The sequence below is a fragment of the Mycobacterium sp. Aquia_213 genome (assembly GCF_026625985.1).
Classification (GTDB): domain Bacteria; phylum Actinomycetota; class Actinomycetes; order Mycobacteriales; family Mycobacteriaceae; genus Mycobacterium.
This window is the reverse complement of the sequence record NZ_CP113116.1, coordinates 5,504,178-5,523,304: the sequence shown is the minus strand read 5'-3', so window position 1 is coordinate 5,523,304 and position 19,127 is coordinate 5,504,178. Positions and strand designations below refer to the sequence as shown.

17 protein-coding genes are annotated in these 19,127 nt (G+C 66.1%); 8 read left to right on the top strand and 9 right to left on the bottom strand.

Features of this window, described 5'->3' with window-relative positions:
- Positions 1-2: 2 nt before the first annotated feature.
- Entirely contained in the window at positions 3-1,262 is a 1,260-nt protein-coding gene (locus LMQ14_RS25840) for a chloride channel protein (protein ID WP_267732445.1), read from the top strand.
- A 5-nt stretch (positions 1,263-1,267) separates the two neighbouring features.
- Here LMQ14_RS25840 and LMQ14_RS25835 read toward each other — a convergent pair whose 3' ends face one another.
- Positions 1,268-2,110: a MaoC/PaaZ C-terminal domain-containing protein gene (locus LMQ14_RS25835; RefSeq protein ID WP_267732444.1), complete on the bottom strand. Its 843-nt coding sequence runs from the start codon at positions 2,108-2,110 to the stop codon at positions 1,268-1,270.
- Positions 2,111-2,126: 16 nt separating this feature from the next.
- Positions 2,127-3,491: a 3-oxoacyl-ACP reductase gene (locus LMQ14_RS25830; RefSeq protein WP_267732443.1), complete on the bottom strand. Its 1,365-nt coding sequence runs from the start codon at positions 3,489-3,491 to the stop codon at positions 2,127-2,129.
- Between the two features lie 123 nt (positions 3,492-3,614).
- Here LMQ14_RS25830 and LMQ14_RS25825 point away from each other — a divergent pair, with 123 nt between their 5' ends.
- Positions 3,615-4,967, top strand: a complete 1,353-nt coding sequence (locus LMQ14_RS25825) for an acetyl-CoA C-acetyltransferase (protein WP_267732442.1) — start codon at positions 3,615-3,617, stop codon at positions 4,965-4,967.
- A gap of 306 nt (positions 4,968-5,273) precedes the next feature.
- Here LMQ14_RS25825 and LMQ14_RS25820 read toward each other — a convergent pair whose 3' ends face one another.
- On the bottom strand, positions 5,274-7,109 hold the full coding sequence (locus tag LMQ14_RS25820; protein ID WP_267732441.1) for an acyl-CoA dehydrogenase: 1,836 nt from the start codon (positions 7,107-7,109) through the stop codon (positions 5,274-5,276).
- A 213-nt stretch (positions 7,110-7,322) separates the two neighbouring features.
- On the opposite strand from LMQ14_RS25820, the gene LMQ14_RS25815 reads away from it, so the two are divergent.
- The gene (locus tag LMQ14_RS25815; protein ID WP_420714720.1) at positions 7,323-8,369 is read left to right on the top strand and encodes an isopenicillin N synthase family dioxygenase; all 1,047 of its coding nucleotides are present in this window, start codon (positions 7,323-7,325) and stop codon (positions 8,367-8,369) included.
- Positions 8,366-8,854 (top strand): flavin reductase family protein, encoded by a 489-nt coding sequence (locus LMQ14_RS25810; RefSeq protein WP_267732439.1) that lies wholly within the window; start codon positions 8,366-8,368, stop codon positions 8,852-8,854. Before LMQ14_RS25815 ends, LMQ14_RS25810 begins: the two co-directional genes overlap by 4 nt.
- A 12-nt stretch (positions 8,855-8,866) precedes the next feature.
- On the opposite strand, the gene LMQ14_RS25805 is transcribed toward LMQ14_RS25810, so the two are convergent.
- The 4 genes from LMQ14_RS25805 to LMQ14_RS25790 all read right to left on the bottom strand — a co-directional run bounded on the left by LMQ14_RS25805 (position 8,867) and on the right by LMQ14_RS25790 (position 12,778).
- Entirely contained in the window at positions 8,867-9,613 is a 747-nt protein-coding gene (locus tag LMQ14_RS25805) for a succinate dehydrogenase/fumarate reductase iron-sulfur subunit (RefSeq protein ID WP_267732438.1), read from the bottom strand.
- Positions 9,610-11,532, bottom strand: a complete 1,923-nt coding sequence (locus LMQ14_RS25800) for a fumarate reductase/succinate dehydrogenase flavoprotein subunit (protein ID WP_267732437.1) — start codon at positions 11,530-11,532, stop codon at positions 9,610-9,612. Before LMQ14_RS25800 ends, LMQ14_RS25805 begins: the two co-directional genes overlap by 4 nt.
- 42 nt (positions 11,533-11,574) lie before the next feature.
- A complete protein-coding gene (locus LMQ14_RS25795) occupies positions 11,575-12,402 on the bottom strand; it encodes a hypothetical protein (protein WP_267732436.1) in 828 nt (275 codons plus the stop codon).
- Positions 12,403-12,481: 79 nt separating this feature from the next.
- Positions 12,482-12,778 carry a hypothetical protein gene (locus LMQ14_RS25790; protein ID WP_267732435.1) on the bottom strand — a complete coding sequence of 99 codons (297 nt, stop codon included), beginning with the start codon at positions 12,776-12,778 and terminating at the stop codon, positions 12,482-12,484.
- 114 nt (positions 12,779-12,892) lie between these two features.
- Here LMQ14_RS25790 and LMQ14_RS25785 point away from each other — a divergent pair, with 114 nt between their 5' ends.
- Positions 12,893-13,654, top strand: coding sequence for an isocitrate lyase/PEP mutase family protein (locus LMQ14_RS25785; RefSeq protein ID WP_267732434.1), 762 nt, complete (start codon positions 12,893-12,895; stop codon positions 13,652-13,654).
- 5 nt (positions 13,655-13,659) lie between these two features.
- On the opposite strand, the gene LMQ14_RS25780 is transcribed toward LMQ14_RS25785, so the two are convergent.
- Positions 13,660-14,154 (bottom strand): winged helix-turn-helix transcriptional regulator, encoded by a 495-nt coding sequence (locus tag LMQ14_RS25780; protein WP_267732433.1) that lies wholly within the window; start codon positions 14,152-14,154, stop codon positions 13,660-13,662.
- A 92-nt stretch (positions 14,155-14,246) separates the two neighbouring features.
- Here LMQ14_RS25780 and LMQ14_RS25775 point away from each other — a divergent pair, with 92 nt between their 5' ends.
- Positions 14,247-15,257: a quinone oxidoreductase family protein gene (locus LMQ14_RS25775; protein WP_267732432.1), complete on the top strand. Its 1,011-nt coding sequence runs from the start codon at positions 14,247-14,249 to the stop codon at positions 15,255-15,257.
- Positions 15,258-15,265: 8 nt separating this feature from the next.
- Positions 15,266-15,805 (top strand): DUF302 domain-containing protein, encoded by a 540-nt coding sequence (locus LMQ14_RS25770; protein ID WP_267732431.1) that lies wholly within the window; start codon positions 15,266-15,268, stop codon positions 15,803-15,805.
- Positions 15,806-15,877: 72 nt separating this feature from the next.
- On the opposite strand, the gene LMQ14_RS25765 is transcribed toward LMQ14_RS25770, so the two are convergent.
- Positions 15,878-16,327, bottom strand: a complete 450-nt coding sequence (locus LMQ14_RS25765) for an Hsp20/alpha crystallin family protein (protein ID WP_267732430.1) — start codon at positions 16,325-16,327, stop codon at positions 15,878-15,880.
- Between the two features lie 225 nt (positions 16,328-16,552).
- Between LMQ14_RS25765 and nirB the strand changes: the two genes are divergently transcribed.
- Entirely contained in the window at positions 16,553-19,120 is a 2,568-nt protein-coding gene (gene nirB / locus LMQ14_RS25760) for a nitrite reductase large subunit NirB (RefSeq protein WP_267732429.1), read from the top strand.
- Positions 19,121-19,127: the final 7 nt, after the last annotated feature.

Here is a 19,127-nt window from a genome sequence, read left to right as displayed (position 1 = left end):
GCGTGCCCGCCTCCGCTTCGGGCCGCAATGTCGACTTCTTCTGTGCCGTCGTCATCGTGGGGCTGCTGGCCGGCGTCGCCGGGCTGTCGACGACGTTCGTGCTGCACGTCGTTTCGCACCTGACCTATCACTACAGTTTCGGCACCCTGCTGGCCGGAGTCACCGGCAGCAGCCCGGTGCGCCGGGTGCTGGGGCCGATGGTGGGCGCGGCCCTGGCCGGACTGGGCTGGTGGATGCTGCGGCGCCGCACCGAGGTGCCACCACTGGCCGGAACCATCGCCCGCCACGAGCGGATACCGCGGCTGTCCTGGAGCATCGACGCCATGCTGCAGGTGCTGTTGGTCGGCTCGGGGGCATCCCTGGGCCGCGAGGGGGCGCCCCGCCAATTCGCCGCGGCGCTCGGCGATTTGGCGACCGGATGGCTCAGGCGGCTGTCCAGTCGTGACCGCGAGATCCTGCTGGCCTGCGCGGCCGGGGCCGGCTTGGGCGCGGTGTATGCCGTGCCGCTGGCCGGGGCGTTGTTCTCGTTGCGGATCATGCTCAACACCTGGCATCCGCGCGCGATGGGCGCGGCGTTGCTCACCTCCAGCCTGGCCGTCGCGATCGGCTCGGCGATCACCCGCGATCAGCCCAACCTGGACTGGCCGATCGGGGAGTCCACCTATCTGCTGACCGCGCACGGTCTGCTGTTGGCCCCGTTCGCCCTCTCGGTGGGCCTGGCGTTCAACCGGCTGATGGCCGCGGCGCGCCCCGCGCGCCAGATCCGCAGCTGGGTGCTGATTCCCGCGCTCGCCGGCGCCGGGCTGGTGATGGGCATCTGCTCGCACTGGTGGCCCGAACTGCCGGGCAATGGCCGCAGCATCCTGACCGTCAGCCTGGCCAGTGGGCTGACGCTGACGGCGGCGGCCGCGATCCTGCTGTTGAAGCCGCTGCTGACCGCGCTGTTCCTCCGGGCCGGCGGGGCCGGCGGGATGCTCACCCCGTCGCTGGCCACCGGCGCGGCGACGGGCACGCTGCTGGTGCTGACGATCAATTGGGTTGCCGGGACACACCTGCACGTGCCGGCGGTCTCGCTGGCCGGCGCCGCAGGCGTGCTCGCGGTCACCCAGGGTTCGCCGATCTGGGCCGCGATCTTCGTCTGGGAACTGGCCCGGCCGCCGCTCTGGCTCTTCTTGGTTTTCCTGTTGACCGCGACCGGTGCGCACGGACTCAAAAAGCTGCTGAGCGTGCGCGCGCAGAAGCACGACGAACGCGCCGGCTGAGCCGGTTACAGTGGCCGGACGCTACCGGTCAGATGTGGATAGCCCTTGGCGATATTGCGCAGCGAAAGCTCCCAGCTCTGGTTGCCTTCGTCGATGTAGAGGCCCGTGGTCGCGGGCAGCACCACCGGCTTGCCGAACCGCACCGAGTACCGCGCCGCATCGGGGATCCGGGCTTCGATGTTGGCCAATACCGCTGCTGCACTGAACATTCCGTGCGCGATGACGGTCGGGAATCCGAACAGCTTGGCCGCGATCGGATTGGTGTGGATCGGGTTGTGATCGCCGCCGACGACGGCATAGCGCCGGATCTGGCCGGGCGTGATGCGCAGCACGGTGGGCGGCGGCGCCAGCTTGGGCTGTTTTTGCGGTGGCGGTTTGGGTTCGTCGGACAAGCTGGTGCGCTGCTGATGCAGAAAGGTTGTCACCTGGTGCCACGCGGTTTCGTTGCCGACGCTGACGTCGGTCACCAGGTCGACCAGTAGGCCCTTACGGTGCTCGCGGAGGTTTTCGGCGTGCACCTTCGCCGCGACGGTGTCGGTGACGGCGATCGGGCGGTACTGCGTGATGTGGTTCTCGGTATGCACCGAACCCATTGCGGCGAAAGGGAAGTCAAACCCCGTCACCAACGACATCAGCGCCGGGAAGGTCAGCGCGAACGGGTAGGTGAGCGGCACATTGTTGCCGTAGCGCAGACCGGTGATCGCGGCGTACTCGGCCACGTTCGTCTGATCGATCGGCAGTTCCTCGACGGTCACCGTGCGGCTGGGCAGCTGGTCCGTCCGGGACACCAGGGGTAGCGCCCCGGCGGCCGCGCGCAGCATGTTCCGCAGTCCGCTTGGTTGATTCATCGCGCTCTCCTTGAACCTATGCGCCCAGCATCGCTTGGCCGCAGACGCGAATAACGTTACCGGTCACCGCGTTTGACGCTGGGCTGGCGAAGTAGGCGATGGTCTCCGCGACGTCGACCGGTTGCCCACCCTGGAACAGCGAGTTCATCCGGCGGCCCACCTCGCGGGTGGCCAGCGGAATGGCTTCTGTCATCTTGGTTTCGATGAATCCCGGCGCCACGGCGTTGATCGTGATGCCCTTTCCGTGCAGTTCCGGCGCCAGCGCCTGGGTGAGGCCGATCATCCCGGCCTTCGTGGTGGCGTAGTTCGTCTGCCCGCGGTTGCCGGCGATGCCGGCCATCGACGACAAGCCGATCACCCGGCCGCCGTGGCCGATGCTGCCGTTTTCGATCAGCCCTTCGGTAAGGCGTTGCGGGGCAAGAAGATTGACGGCCAGAACGGCGTCCCAGCGAGCATCGTCCATGTTGGCCAGCAGCTTGTCGCGAGTAATACCGGCATTGTTGACCAGCACGTCGGCATGCCCGGCGTAGTGGTCGCGCAGGTGCTCGGTGATCTTGTCGACCGCATCGTCGGCGGTGACGTCCAGCCAGAGCGCGGTGCCGCCCACCCGGCTTGCGGTTTCGGCCAGCGCCTCCGCGGCGGATTCCACGTCGATCGCGACGACGCGGGCACCGTCGCGGGCGAATACTTCGGCGATCGTCGCGCCGATGCCGCGGGCGGCGCCGGTGACGATCGCGACCTTGCCCTCCAGCGGCCGGTCCCAGTCCGCCGGTGGGGTGGAGTCGTCGGCTCCCAGGTAGAAGACCTGGCCGTCGACGTAGGCCGATTTGGCCGAAAGGATAAACCGCATAGTCGATTCCAGGCCCGTCGCGGCCGGCTTGGCCTCCGGTGACAGGTAGACGAGCGCCGCTGTTGCGCCGTGGCGCAGCTCCTTGCCCAGCGATCGGGTGAAGCCTTCCAGCGCGCGCTGCGCGATCCGCTCGTCGGTGCTGCCCGCGGCATCGGGTGTGGTGCCCACCACAACGACGCGCGCACAGTGGCCAAGGTTGCGCAGCAGCGGCGTGAAGAAATCGTGTAACGCCCGCAGTCCGCTCGGTGCGGTAATGCCGGTGGCGTCGAAAACCAGGCCGCCGAATCGGTCAGCCCAGCGGCCACCCAGATTGTTGCCGACCACGTCGTAGTCGTTGTCCAGCGCGGCCCGCAGCGGCTCGACGATCCTGCCGTCACCGCCGATCAGCAGCGCTCCGGCCAGCGGCGCGTCACCGGGGGAGTAGCGGCGCAGGTTCTCGGGTTGCGGGACGCCGAGTTGCTTCGCCAGGAAGGATCCGGGCCCGGAATTGACGACTTGCGAGAACAGATCGGACGAACGATTGGGAGCCACTGAGCTGCCTTCCGTTTCTTGAGTGCCGTACGAGCCAACCGTATCGGGGACGAACTTACTGCAGAGTAAGAACCGTGGGTAGTATGGGTCCCTACGGCCAATCCCCCAAACTGAAAATTGGAGATGAACGTGGCCCCTGCAAGCTCGCAGCAAAGTAATCAGGCTGCTCAGGCGAGTGTGAAGTCCCGGCGACGCGTCGCCGTGCTGGGCGGCAATCGCATTCCGTTCGCACGATCAGACGGCGCCTATGCGGATGCGTCCAATCAAGACATGTTCACCGCGGCACTGGGCGGGCTGGTGGACCGGTTCGGGCTCGGCGGGCAGCGACTGGGCGTGGTCGTCGGTGGTGCGGTGCTCAAACACAGCCGCGACTTCAACCTGATGCGTGAGTGCGTGCTGGGTTCCGAATTATCTTCGTACACACCGGCATTCGATATTCAGCAGGCCTGCGGTACCGGCCTGCAGGCCGCGATCGCCGCGGCCGACGGCATCGCGTCGGGCCGCTACGACGTCGCCGCCGCCGGCGGGGTGGACACCACGTCCGACCCGCCGATCGGCCTGGGCGACAACCTGCGCCGCACCCTGCTGAAGTTGCGCCGGTCCAAGTCCAACCTGCAACGGCTGAAGCTGGTGGGCACGCTGCCCGCCACCCTGGGTGTCGAAATCCCGGCCAACAGCGAGCCGCGTACCGGGCTGTCGATGGGCGAGCATGCTGCGATCACCGCCAAGCAGCTGGGGATCAAGCGGGTCGACCAGGACGAGTTGGCGGTCGCCAGCCACCGCAACATGGCCGCGGCCTACGACCGAGGCTTCTTCGACGACCTCGTCACGCCGTTCCTGGGGCTGTACCGCGACGACAATCTGCGGCCCAACTCCAGCACCGAGAAGCTCGCCACGCTGCGCCCGGTCTTCGGGGTGAAGGCCGGCGACGCGACGATGACGGCGGGCAATTCGACACCGTTGACCGACGGAGCCTCCGTCGCCCTGCTGGCCAGCGACGAGTGGGCCGCCGAGCATTCGCTGCCCGCGCTGGCCTACCTGGTGGACGCGGAGACCGCCGCGGTCGACTACGTCAACGGACGGGACGGGCTGCTGATGGCGCCGACCTATGCGGTGCCCCGGCTGCTGGCCCGCAACGGGCTGACCCTGCAGGATTTCGACTTCTACGAGATCCACGAGGCCTTTGCTTCGGTGGTGCTGGCGCATCTGCAGGCGTGGGAGTCCGAGGAGTACTGCAAGGAGCGGCTTGGGCTCGACGCCGCGCTCGGGTCGATCGACCGGTCCAAACTCAACGTCAACGGCTCGTCGCTGGCCGCCGGCCACCCGTTCGCGGCCACCGGCGGGCGGATTCTCGCCCAGGCCGCCAAACAGCTGGCCGAGAAGAAGGCGGAGCGCAAAGGCGAGGGTCCGGCGCGCGCGCTGATCTCGATCTGCGCGGCCGGCGGGCAGGGCGTCGCCGCTATTTTGGAGGCCTGACCTGCGCACGCGCCGTGCTCGGTCCCTTGCCCATCTGACGAAATGAAGTTCGTCACAGCTGATTAGCAACAGCAGGGGATGGGTAACCGATGTCGGGATGGCCCCGTGTTGTGGTCTGACGACCGTGACCCCGACGACAACGGGGCGTCATCGAGACGAGCGCCGGGATGAAAAGACGGGCGTACGAAAAGGGCCGCCGCTGGAGTGAGGGGATCCAGCGGCGGTCTTTTTGTAACCGCACCCCAAGACCCAAAATCCCCCGCTTCAGCGTGGAAGCGGGGGATTTTGCGTGCTTGGTCGAGTCGTCTAGAAGGCGGCCTCGTCGAGCTCCATGATGTCGTTGTCCAGCGTCTCGATCACCTCGCGGGTGCTGGCCAACAGCGGCAGGAAGTTCTTCGCGAAGAACGACCCCACCGCGATCTTGCCCTCGTAGAAGGACCGCTCCGCGCCCGTGGCGCCGGCGTCGAGCGCCTGCACGGCCACCGCCGCCTGCCGCTGCAGCAACCAGCCGATAACCAGGTCGCCGACGCTCATCAGGAAGCGCACCGAACCCAGGCCCACCTTGTACAGGCTGGTGACGTCCTCCTGGGCGGCGATCAGGTAGCCGGTCAGGGTGGCCGCCATCGCCTGGACGTCTTCCAGGGCCTTGGCCAGCAGCTCGCGCTCGCTCTTCAACCGGCCGTTGCCGGTCTCGGCGTCGACGAACTTCTGGATCTGCTCCGACACGTGGGCCAGCGCCACACCCTTGTCGCGGACGATCTTGCGGAAGAAGAAGTCCTGCGCCTGGATGGCCGTGGTGCCCTCGTAGAGCGAGTCGATCTTGGCGTCCCGGATGTACTGCTCGATCGGGTAGTCCTGCAAGAAGCCGGATCCACCGAACGTCTGCAGGCTCTCGGTCAGCTTCGCGTAGGCCTGCTCGGAGCCCACCCCCTTGACCACCGGAAGCATCAGGTCGTTGACCCTGACGGCCAGGTCGGCGTCCACACCGTGCAGTGCCTCGGCGACGGCCGCGTCCTGGTAGGTCGCGGTAAACAGGTACAGCGCGCGCAGACCCTCGGCGTAGGCCTTCTGGGTCATCAGTGACCGGCGCACGTCCGGGTGATGCGTGATGCTCACCCGCGGTGCGGTTTTGTCGGTCATCTGGGTCATGTCGGCGCCCTGCATGCGGGACTTGGCGTACTCCAGCGCGTTCAGGTAACCGGTCGACAGGGTGGCAATCGCCTTGGTGCCGACCATCATCCGGGCCATCTCGATGACCTCGAACATCTGCGCAATGCCGTTGTGCACCTCGCCGACCAGCCAGCCCTTGGCCGGCACGTCGTGCTGGCCGAACGACAACTCACACGTCGCCGAGACCTTCAGGCCCATCTTGTGCTCGACGTTGGTGACGAACACCCCGTTGCGCTCGCCCAGCTCGCCGGTTTCGTGGTCGAACAGGAACTTCGGCACGATGAACAGCGACAAGCCCTTGGTGCCGGGGCCGGCGCCCTCGGGGCGCGCCAGCACCAGGTGCACGATGTTCTCGAACAGGTCGTCGGAGTCGGCGGAGGTGATGAACCGCTTGACACCGTCAATGTGCCAGGAGCCGTCGTCCTGCTGGACGGCCTTGGTGCGGCCGGCGCCGACGTCCGAGCCGGCGTCCGGCTCGGTGAGCACCATGGTCGCGCCCCAGCCACGCTCTGCGCACAGCACGGCCCACTTCTTCTGCTCCTCGGTACCGAGGTGGTAGATGATGTTGGCGAAACCTGCGCCGCCGGCATACATCCACACCGCCGGGTTGGCGCCCAGAATGTGCTCGTGCAGCGCCCATACCAGCGCCTTGGGCATCGGCATGCCGCCCAGCACCTCGTCGATGCCGGCCTTGTCCCAGCCGGCTTCTTGGACGGCGCGAACCGACTTCTTGAAGGACTCCGGCAGGGTCACGGAGTGGGTCTGCGGGTCGAAAACCGGCGGATTACGGTCGCCGTCGACGAACGACTCGGCGACCGGCCCCTCGGCCAGCCGGCTCATTTCGGTCAGCATTTCCTGGGCGGTGTCGGCGTCAAGGTCGCTGAATACGCCTTGGCCTAGTGCCTGGTCGACGCCCAACACCTCGAACAGGTTGAATACCTGGTCACGGACGTTGCTCTTGTAGTGGCTCACTACTCTCCTCCTCGTTGAGAATGCCACGCTGTGGTTGGGTACTTGGGGCTAAGTTACCCACCAGTAACTCCGCTAAAAATATATCGGCCCGTGACATGAGCGCAAGTGACTGTGAGCTAGATTTCACTACCTAATTAACCAACCGGTTGGGAAGCCCCAGCTCACGCCTTCGACAGGCGCTCTACCTGCGGCGATAATGGAAGCGTGCCAGGTGTGAAGAGCGTCACCGCCTTGCCCGTGGTGGACCTGACAGCCGATATCGGAGTGTTGCGCGAGGGTCTCCGCGCGGCCGCCCATGAGGTGGGTTTCTTCTATCTGACCGGCCACGGCGTACCGCGCTCGCTGGTCGCGCGGGTGCTCGAGGTGGCCCGTGCTTTGTTCGCGTTGCCGCAAGCAGACAAGGACGCCGTGGCGATGGTGCGCAGTCCGCATTTCCGCGGTTACACCCGGCTGGGTGGCGAGCTGACCCTGGGCGAGGTGGATTGGCGCGAGCAGATTGATATTGGACCCGAGCGTCCGCCGGTGGGCGGGCCCGGCAAGCCCGACTACCTCTGGCTGCAGGGCCCCAACCAGTGGCCGGCGGCGCTGCCCGAGCTGCCGGCGATCATCGCCGAGTGGGACGCCGCGCTGTCGCGAGTGGCCCGCACCCTGCTGCGGCACTGGGCGGCATCGCTGGGCAGTCCGCCCGAGGTGTTCGACGAGGCCTTCGCCGAGACGCCGGCCACCCTGATCAAGGTCATCCGCTATCCCGCCCGCGCGGCCAGCCCGCAGGGCGTGGGTGCGCACCGGGACTCCGGGGTGCTTACGCTGCTGCTGGCCGAGGCGGGCAGCCGGGGCCTGCAGGTGCGCCGCGGCGCCGATGACGGCTGGATCGACGTCGCCCCGGTGGACGGGGCGTTCATCGTCAACATCGGTGAGCTGCTCGAGGTCGCGACCGGGGGCTATTTGCGTGCTACCGAACACCGGGTGAACCTGCACTGCGGGCCAGCGGAGCGGATTTCGGTGCCGTTCTTTTTCAATCCCCGGCTGGATGCGCAGATACCGGTGCTGTCGCTACCCGGCGAACTCGCCGCGCACACCGACAAGACCTGGACACCGACCGACAACCCGGCGGACCCGATCTTCTCGGTTTACGGTCGCAATGCCTGGAAGAGCAGACTGCGGGCCCACCCGGATGTGGCCGTCGCACACGGATACTCGGCAGGTAATGTCGGAAACGCGAATCCGTCGTCGGCGCAAGGGGCGAATGAAGTCCAGTGAATGCATCGAACAAGCTGACACCATCCACACTGCGTGACGCCTTCGGTCACTTCCCGTCGGGCGTGGTGGCGATCGCAGCCGAGGTTGCGGGGGTCCGGGTGGGACTGGCCGCCAGTACCTTCGTCCCCGTCTCGCTGGAACCGCCGCTGGTCTCGTTCTGCGTGCAGAACACGTCGACCACCTGGCCCAAGCTCAAGGACCTGCCGATGCTGGGCATCAGCGTGCTGGGCGAGACGCACGACGAGCACGCGCGGACCCTGGCCGCCAAGACCGGCGACAGGTTCGCCGGGATGGAGACGGTTTCCTACGAATCCGGCGCCGTCTTCATCAAGGGCACCGGCCTGTGGCTGGAGAGCGCGATCGAGCAAGTGATCCCGGCCGGCGACCACGTCATCGTCGTGCTGCGGGTCAACGAGGTGACAGTGGATGCCGAGGTGGCACCGATTGTCTTCCACCGCAGCGCATTTCGCCGCCTCGGCGTCTGAAACCTCGGGCGTCTAGCGCCGGAACAGCTTGTTACCCAGCCACACCACGGGGTCGTACTTGCGGTCGGCGACGCGCTCTTTCATCGGGATCAGCGCGTTGTCGGTGATCTTGATGTGTTCCGGGCAGACCTCGGTGCAGCACTTGGTGATGTTGCAGAAGCCCAGGCCGAATTCCTCCTGCGCCTGGTCGCGGCGGTCCAACGTGTCCAGCGGGTGCATCTCGAGCTCGGCGGCCCGCATCAGGAAGCGTGGACCGGCGAAGGACTTCTTGTTCTCCTCGTGGTCGCGGACCACGTGGCAGACGTTGTTGCACAGGAAGCACTCGATGCACTTGCGGAACTCCTGCGAGCGCTGGACGTCGACCTGCGCCATCCGGTACTCGCCGGGCTGCAGGTCCTTCGGCGGCGCGAAAGACGGGATTTCGCGGGCCTTTTCGTAGTTGAACGAGACGTCGGTGACCAGGTCGCGGATCACCGGGAAGGTCCGCAGCGGCGTCACCGTCACGACCTCGTCCTCGGCGAACGTCGACATCCTGGTCATACACATCAACTTCGGCTTGCCGTTGATCTCGGCCGAGCAAGATCCGCACTTGCCCGCCTTGCAGTTCCACCGCACCGCGAGGTCCGGAGTCTGCGTCGCCTGCAGGCGATGGATGATGTCGAGCACCACCTCGCCCTCGTTGACCTCGACCGTGAAGTCCTGCAGGGCGCCGCCGACATCGTCGCCGCGCCACACCCGCATCGTCGCGTCGTAGCTCATTCGCTTCTCCGTCCTGGGTGGTCGGCCAGCTCTTCATCGGTGAAGTACTTCTCCAGCTCGGAGATCTCAAAGACCTCCAAGAGGTCGGGCCGCATCGGCACCTGGTCTTCGCGGGTGACGGTGACGTCGGGAATCACGACGTCCTCGCCGCCGGCCGCGCGGCACACCAGCAACACCTTGCGCCACGACGCGTCCATGCCCGGGTGGTCGTCGCGGGTGTGTCCGCCACGGCTCTCGGTGCGCATCAGCGCGGCCTTGGCCACGCATTCGCTGACCAACAACTGGTTGCGCAGGTCGATGGCGAGGTTCCAGCCGGGGTTGTACTGACGGTGCCCCTCGACGTGGATGTGCTTGAACCGTTCGCGCAGCTGGTTGAGCCGGTCCAGGGCCTCGGAGATTTCCTCCGACTTGCGGATGATGCCGACCAGGTCGTTCATCGACTGCTGCAGTTCGTGTTGCAGCGTGTAGGGGTTCTCGGCGGCGGTGCCGTTGGTCGGCGCCTCGAAGGGGGCCAGCGCCCGCTTCGCCGCCGCTTCGATCGCGTCCTCGCTGACGGTCGGGCGGCTGCTCAGACCGCGCGCGTAATCGGCCGCACCCAGCCCGGCCCGCCGGCCGAAGACCAGCAGGTCCGACAGCGAGTTACCGCCTAGCCGGTTGGAGCCGTGCATGCCGCCGGAGCACTCGCCCGCGGCGAACAGCCCGGCGACGGTGGCCGCGCCGGTGTCGGGCTCGACCTCGACACCGCCCATCACGTAGTGACAGGTGGGCCCGACCTCCATCGGCTCCTTGGTGATGTCGACCCCGGCCAGCTCCATGAACTGGTGGTACATCGACGGCAGCCGGCGCTTGATCTCGTCGGGCGTCAACCGGGAGGCGATGTCCAGGTAGACGCCGCCGTGCGGGGTGCCGCGCCCGGACTTGACCTCGGAGTTGATCGCGCGGGCGACCTCGTCGCGGGGCAGCAGGTCCGGAGTGCGGCGGGCCGAGTCGTTGTCCTTGAGCCATTGGTCGGCTTCTTGCTCGGTTTCGGCGTACTGGCCCTTGAACACCGGGGGGATGTAGTCGAACATGAAGCGTTTGGTGTCGGAGTTCTTCAGCACGCCGCCGTCGCCGCGCACACCCTCGGTGACCAGGATCCCCTTCACGCTCGGCGGCCACACCATGCCCGTCGGGTGGAACTGGATGAACTCCATGTTGATCAGTGTCGCGCCGGCCCGCAGCGCCAGCGCGTGGCCGTCGCCGGTGTACTCCCAAGAGTTCGACGTGACCTTGAAAGACTTACCGATCCCGCCGGTGGCCAGCACCACCGCGGGTGCATCGAAGACGACGAACCGGCCGCTCTGGCGCCAGTAGCCGAACGCTCCGGCGATCGCGTCGCCGTCTTTGAGTAACTCGGTGATGGCGCATTCGGCGAACACCTTGATCCGCGCCTCGTAGTCACCGAGTTCGGCGAAGTCCTCCTGCTGCAGCGAGACGATCTTCTGCTGCATGGTGCGGATCAGCTCCAGGCCGGTGCGGTCCCCGACGTGCGCCAGCCGCGGGTAGGTGTGCCCACCAAAGTTGCGCTGGCTGATCTTTCCGTCCTTGAGGCGGTCGAACAGCGCGCCGTAGGTCTCCAGCTCCCAGACCCGGTCCGGTGCCTCTTTGGCGTGTAGTTCGGCCATCCGCCAGTTGTTCAGGAACTTGCCACCACGCATCGTGTCGCCGAAGTGGGTCTTCCAGTTGTCCTTGGGGTTGGTGTTGCCCATCGAGGCCGCGCAGCCGCCCTCGGCCATCACCGTGTGGGCCTTGCCGAACAGCGACTTGGTCACCACCGCGATCTTGAGACCGCGTTCGCGCGCCTCGATGACCGCGCGCAACCCCGCGCCGCCGGCACCGATCACGACCACGTCGTAGGAGTGCCGTTCGACCTCAGTCATTCCAACCTCACTTAGCTTTTCCGATTTGCGTGAAAGGGCTTCTCAGCCAACAAATCTCAGGTCAGAGATGGTGCCGCTGGCCACCAGTGCGACGTAGAAATCGGTGAGCATCAGCGTGCCCAGGGTGATCCACGCGTACAACTTGTGCCGGGTGTTGAGCCGGCTGACCTGGGTCCAGATCCAATACCGCACAGGGTGTTTGGAGAAGTGCTTGAGCCGCCCACCGGTCACGTGCCGGCACGAGTGGCAGGACAGCGTGTAGATCCACAGCATGATGACGTTGCCGAGCAGGATGATGTTGCCCAGTCCGAAACCGAATTCGCCGGGCCCGGTCTCGGAGTGGAACGCGACGATGGCGTCGTAGGTGTTGATCACCGAGATGATGCCGGCGATGTAGAAGAAGTACCGGTGCGTGTTCTGGATGATCAGCGGCAGCTTGGTCTCGCCGGTGTAGTGGACGCGGGGCTCGGCCACCCCGCAGGCGGTGGGTGACTGCCACACCGTGCGGTAGTAGGCGCCGCGGTAGTAGTAGCAGGTCAGCCGGAACAGCAGCAGGAAGGGCAGCGTCAGCGCCGCGTACGGCACAAACCACCAGTCCGGCAGGATCTGCGGCCAGAACTCGCTGGCCTCACCGCAGGCCTTCGCCATGCACGGCGAGTAGAACGGCGTCAGGTAGTGGTACTGCGGGACGAAGAAGTACTCCTTCTGCAGTCCGCGCGCCGTCGCATAAATCAGAAATGCGGCGAACCCTAGGTCGATACGCAACGGCGACAACCACCACCGGTCGGTGCGTAGTGTCCGTTGCGAGATTTGGGCGCGCGTCGGTGAAAAGATGCCGGACGCAGGACGGTTCGCCGCGGGTGCGCTCATGCAAATGTTCCTCTTCGAACAGGGCTGTTGGTCGAAGGGTACAAGACCGAGCCCCCCGTTTTAACGGGGGCGTGGAATATCAGGAGCGATTGTGACCGCCGACACCCTCGTCGTCGACATCGCGCCAGAAGTCGGTGTCGTACTGGGTGTCGGGAATGGTGATCTTTTCGCCGGAATGCTGCTCAGTAGCGCGCGCCAAGTCTAATTCCGAAACATCGGTGTCGAGTAATTCGACATCGCTCATGATCCGGTCGGCGTCGATCACGATGCGACGCATCGCCGGGCTGTCGCCGTAGCGCGACTTCAAGGAGCTCACGCACCGCCGCAAACCGCCGATTAGATCGTGCAGTTCGGCGAGTTCAGTCGTGGTGGACAAGAGAGATCTCCTAGGGCCGAGGGTGTCAAGGATCACAGTATGACTTTCGATACTATCCACCGCGCAGGACTGACGTCGGATAGCTGACTCGCCCAGATTGCGGAGCAAACACACATGACAGGTCAGACCACCGCCGCGCAGCGCGCGGCCGCGCTGCTGGAATTGCATCAACCGGGCAACCCGGTGGTGCTCCCGACCGTATGGGATGCCTGGTCGGCGCGCCTGGCCACGGATGCCGGATTCGCCGCCCTGACCGTTGGCAGCCATCCGTTGGCCGACTCCATTGGCAAACGCGACGGCGAGGGCATGTCCTTCGACGATGTGCTCGCCCGGGTCGCCCAGATCACGGCGGCGGTCGACGTCCCGGTGTCGGTGGATATCGAGTCCGGGTACGGCCAGCCGGCCCAGCGCCTGATCGACGGCTTACTGAGTGTCGGCGCCGTCGGGCTCAACATCGAGGACACCGTGCACGCCGAGAACAAGCGACTTCGCTCCGCCCGTGAGCATGCCCAATTGGTAGGCGCGCTGCGCTCGGCCGCCGACGCGGCCGGGGTGCGGGTCGTAATCAACGCCCGCACCGACGTTTTCCTGCGCAACGACGGGGACGACTCGGACCGCGTCGAGCGTGCCGTGGCACGCCTGACCGAGGCGGCCGACGCCGGCGCGGACGTGCTGTACCCGGTTGGCCGCCATGACCCGGAGACGTTGCGGCGCTTGGCAACTGAGCTGCCGCTGCCGATCAACGCGATCGCGCTGCCCGACCAGGACGACCCGGCGTCATTCGGCCCGCTGGGTGTGGCCCGGATCAGTTTCGGCCCGTTCTGGCAAGCCGCGCTGGGCCGCCGGGCCAAGGAACTGCTGGCCCGCTGGGGCTGACCGGCTTAGATCGGCTCCAGCATTCGGTGGGGCCGGTGCAGCACACGGCTGACCGGATCGTCGCGATTCGGGTCCCGCGGACGTCGCGGCGGATGCACGATCAGGTCGGCGACGTCGGGAACCTGTTCGCAGCGTTCGCAGCGGCGATCGTGTCCGACCAGCCCGCCGCAGTCTGCGTGTCGATAGGTCCGGGTCGGCTTGTCCAGCAAGTTTTCGCTTCCCCAGGCGATCATTGACCAGATCAGCGGCCACAGCTGCTTACCCTTGGTGGTCAGCGTGTATTCGGCTGCAGTTTTGGCCAGCACGCCTTCGCCCACCAGGAAGGTAAGCCGTTCGGACAGCACAGCTTTGGGAATGCCCAAGTGGTTGTGAAAGTCACTGAAGCGCCGCACGCCGTAGAAGGCGTCGCGCACGATCAGCAACGTCCAGCGTTCGCCGACGATCTCCAGGGACCGGGCGATCGGGCAATGCTCGTCGGGGTATTCGCGGGGAAGTGCCACGGTGTCGATCTTACCCCTTGCTGGTTCATTCACTGAACCGTATACTCAAAATCGTCAAGTTCGTTCACCGAACCACTGGAAGTAAAACCGCGATGAAGGCAGTCAGCTACGACCGTTTCGGTGGGCCGGAAGTGCTTGAGTACGTGGATCTTCCGGACCCAGAGCCCGGTCCGCGGCAACTGCTCATCGAAACCGCGGCGATCGGAGTGAATTTCCCCGACATCCGCGAGCGGTTGGGCGTTTACAACAAGGCCGAGACCCGCGTCGGTGGGGTGCAGCTTCCGCAGGTGGGGGGCCTGGCGGTCGCGGGCACCGTGGTCGCGGCGGGCCCGCAAGCTTCGGTGGCGGTCGGCCGCCGAGTGGTGGCGCTGATGAAGAAGGGCGGTTATGCCCAGCTTTCCGTTGCCGACGAAGCGCTCTGTGCGGTCGTCGACGACGATGTCTTTGCTTCGGAGGCGTTGGCGCTCGCGGGTTTCGCCGCGCAGGCCGCCTGCGCGCATCTGCTGTTGCAGGCCTCGACCACGCTGCGAGCCGGCGAGTCGCTGCTGGTGCACGGAGCCGCCGGGGGAGTGGGCAGTCTTGCGGTGCAGATCGGCAAGGCACTCGGTGCGGGGCTGGTGATCGGAACGGCCAGCACCGCGTCGCGGCGTGAGTTCGTCCGGAAGCTGGGCGCCGACGCGGCAATCTCCTATGACGAACCCGGGTGGACCGAGCAGGTGCGTGAGTTGACTTCGGGCCGCGGCGTCGACGTCTTGATCGAGTCGATCGGTGGCGAGGTATTCGAGCAAAACTTCGACGCGCTAGCCACTTTCGGCCGGTATCTGCTGCTCGGTTCCACCCGCGGGCCCGGCGAACCGTTCGCGCCGCGCCGACTGATGACCAGATCGCAAGCCCTGATCGGCTTCTACCTTCCGGTGTTCTACGACCGGCCAGAGCTGATCGGCAACGCGCTGCGCTTTCTGGCCGACGGCCTCAAGACTGGGCAGATCATCTCCCACGTTGATGAGGTATTGCCATTGAGCCAGGCCGCCGAGGCGCATCGGCGGTTGGAGAGCCGCGAAGTGCGCGGCGTCATCGTCCTGGACCCGACTATCGAATCTTGAGGAATGCCATGACAAGTAGCGCTAAGACCGTCGAATTCAACGTGGTGCCGCATACCCTGAATCGCGTCGACATCGCCACCGGAGTCGCATTCGACGACTTCATCACCGCCTTCGAGGAAGCGGCACCCACCTTCGACCGTGAGTCGGTGCTGCGGCTCGTCGAACAGGGTGGCTCGTGGGACGATGTTCTTGCGGCCGCGAGAACCAACGCGCCGAATGACCTGATGGTCTACGCGAAGATCGACGCGCTGCCGCTGTTTGTGCTCGCCGGCCACACGACAAAGGCGACGGAATACCTGCTCGGCAACCACACGATCGCCGAGACGATGTTCCGACATGACCCGAAAGCCCTGCTGTACGCGCCATTACGGCTACTGATCTACGCGGACGCCGATGGCAATGCGGTCTTTTCGATGGACCAGCCCAGTGCCGCGTTCGGCAGCCTCGGCATCGCCGACGTGACCAAGGTGGGCGAGAGTCTGGATCGCAAGGTGGTAAACCTGTTGCAGATCATCGGAATTGACGCCGCTGAGGCGTTCTCCCAGTAAAGCGCGAACGTCGAGTTGTCGGGCGGTTTGTCGAGATTTTGCCCAACAACTCGACGGTCGACGTGACAGGAACTACTTCGTGATGTCGATGCGCTGCGCCTGGGTTCCGGCGTAGGCGCCGGTGACCCGCACGGTCAACACGCCGGCGTCGTAGGAAGCCTTGATGGCCTCGCCGGTGACGTGCGCGGGCAGCTGGAACGAGCGGCGGAACGATCCGTAACGGATTTCCCGCAGCGTGCGGCCGTCATCTTCCCCTGCGTCCTGGGCGTACTGGTCGCGGTGTTCGCCGTGGACTACCAGGCGGCCCTTGTCGACCTCGACGTTGACGTCCTTCTCGACATCAACACCGGGCAGTTCCAGGCGCACTACCGCGTCGTCTCCGTCCTTCACGATCTCGGCCGCGGGATGGAAACCGCTGGTCACCGGCTTGTACCAGTCCGCCGCCGCGGCGGGGCCGAAAAAGTCACGCAACCACCGGTCGGTGTTCCAAGCCGGGCGCGACCACACTGCGAGATTGCTCATGGCGTCTCCTCTTCGCTTCCTTGAACTTCATTGTGAGTGTGCTGTGACCGGCACTCTGCCGGCCCGCTACAGGTACAAACTTGAGTTCACCACGCTTAAGTTCCACCTGCCCGTTCGCCCGGAGCGAACACACATCACACAGGAAGTTGTGAGGTGTGAGAGCCACGTCATACGAGCGATACATTCAGCGAAATTTCCGTAATTTCTAGCCCTTAACCTCGTGGCATGACCCCAGCCCCCGATACGCGCGCGCACCGTGCTGCCCGTCACTTGGTTGTGGTCGGGCACGGCATGGTGGGCCACCGTCTGGTCGAGGCGCTGCGTGCCCGGGACACCGACGGGTCCTGGCGCATCACCGTTTTGGCCGAAGAGGCCGACGCCGCCTACGACCGCGTTGGATTGACCTCGTACACCGAAAGCTGGGACCGCGGCCTGCTGGCGCTACCCGGTAACGACTACCCCGGCGACGAGCGGGTGCGGCTGCTACTGAAGGCACGGGTGGCCGAAATCGACCGTGCGACAAACTCGGTGGTGACGGCGGACGGCGGACGGCACGACTACGACGCCCTGGTGCTGGCCACCGGTTCCTACGCCTTCGTTCCCCCGGTGCCCGGGCATGACCTGCCCGCCTGCCACGTCTACCGCACCCTGGACGACCTCGACGCGATTCGCGCCGCCGCCGAGCAAGCCCGTGATGACGGTCACAATGCGGCCGGTGTCGTGATCGGCGGCGGTCTGCTCGGGCTCGAAGCGGCCAATGCGTTGCGGCAGTTCGGGTTGGAGACACACGTCGTCGAGATGATGCCGCGGCTGATGGCGCAGCAGATCGACGAGGCCGGCGGTGGGCTGCTGGCCCGGATGATCACCGAGCTCGGGATTTCGGTGCACGTCGGCACGGGCACGGAATCGATCGAATCCGCCCCGCGCGCTGATGGTTCGGTAGCGACGCGGGTGCGGCTGACCGACGGCCAAGTGATCGAGGCGGGCCCGGTGATTTTCGCCGCCGGCGTCCGGCCTCGCGACGAGCTGGCCGCGGCGGCGGGGCTGACGCTTGCCGAGCGCGGGGGCGTGCTCACCGACTTGTCCTGCCGGACAAGCGATCCCGACATCTACGCGATCGGCGAGGTCGCCGCGATCGACGGGCGGTGCTACGGCCTGGTCGGTCCGGGCTACACCTCCGCCGAGGTCGTAGTGGACCGGCTGCTGGGCGGCGCCGCGGAGTTCCCCGAAGCCGATCTGTCCACCAAGCTCAAACTGCTGGGCGTCGACGTCGCCAGTTTCGGCGACGCGATGGGCAAGACCGAGAACTGCCTCGAGGTCGCGATCAACGACGCGGTGAACCGGACCTACGCCAAGCTGGTGCTCTCCGACGACGCCAAGACCCTGCTCGGTGGGGTGCTGGTGGGCGACGCCTCCACCTACGGGGTGCTGCGGCCGATGGTCGGCAGCGAGCTGCCGGGCGACCCGCTCGCGCTGATCGCACCGGAGGGATCCGGCGGCGGCGCTTCGGCTTTGGGCGTCGGCGCGCTACCGGATTCGGCACAGATCTGCTCCTGCAACAACGTCACCAAGGGTGATCTGAAGTGCGCGATCGCCGACGGTTGCGGCGACGTTCCGTCGCTGAAGTCGTGCACCGCGGCCGGCACGTCGTGTGGGTCGTGCGTCCCGTTGCTCAAGCAGCTGCTCGAAGCCGAGGGCGTGGAGCAGTCCAAGGCGTTGTGCGAGCACTTCAGCCAGTCCCGCGCGGAGCTCTTCGAGATCATCTCGGCCACCGAGATCCGTACCTTCTCCGGTCTGCTGGAGCGGTTCGGTCGCGGAAAGGGTTGCGACATCTGCAAACCCGTCGTCGCTTCCATTCTCGCCTCGACCGGTTCCGACCACATCCTCGACGGCGAGCAAGCCGCACTGCAGGATTCCAACGACCACTTCCTGGCCAACATTCAGAAGAACGGCAGCTACTCCGTGGTGCCGCGGGTGCCCGGCGGCGACATCAAGCCCGAGCACCTGATCCTGATCGGCCAGATCGCCCAGGACTTCGGGCTCTACACGAAGATCACCGGTGGCCAGCGGATCGACCTGTTCGGCGCCCGGGTGGACCAGTTGCCGCAGATCTGGAAGCGGCTGGTGGACGGCGGCATGGAATCCGGCCACGCCTACGGCAAAGCACTGCGCACGGTGAAGAGCTGCGTGGGCACCGACTGGTGCCGCTACGGGCAGCAGGATTCGGTGCAGCTGGCCATCGATTTGGAGCTGCGCTATCGCGGGCTGCGGGCACCCCACAAGATCAAGATGGGGGTCTCGGGCTGCGCACGGGAATGCGCCGAGGCGCGAGGCAAGGACGTGGGCGTCATCGCCACCGAAAAGGGCTGGAACCTCTATGTGGGCGGCAACGGCGGCATGACTCCCAAGCATGCCCAGCTGCTGGCCAGCGACCTGGACACCGAGACGCTGGTCCGCTACGTCGACCGGTTCCTCATGTACTACATCCGCACCGCCGACCGGCTGCAGCGCACCGCGCCGTGGGTCGACTCCCTGGACGGCGGCCTCGATCACCTGCGCGAGGTCGTGTGCGACGACTCCCTGGGCCTGGCCCAGGAATTCGAGGCCGCAATGGAGCGGCACGTAAAGAACTACGAATGTGAGTGGAAGGGCGTGCTCGAAGATCCGGACAAACTCTCGCGGTTTGTCTCCTTCGTCAACGCGCCGGACGAAATCGATTCGACTGTGACATTCACCGAGCATGCCGGGCGCAAAATCCCTGTGTCCATTGGCATGCCGCGGGTCCGTTCATGAGTTCAGG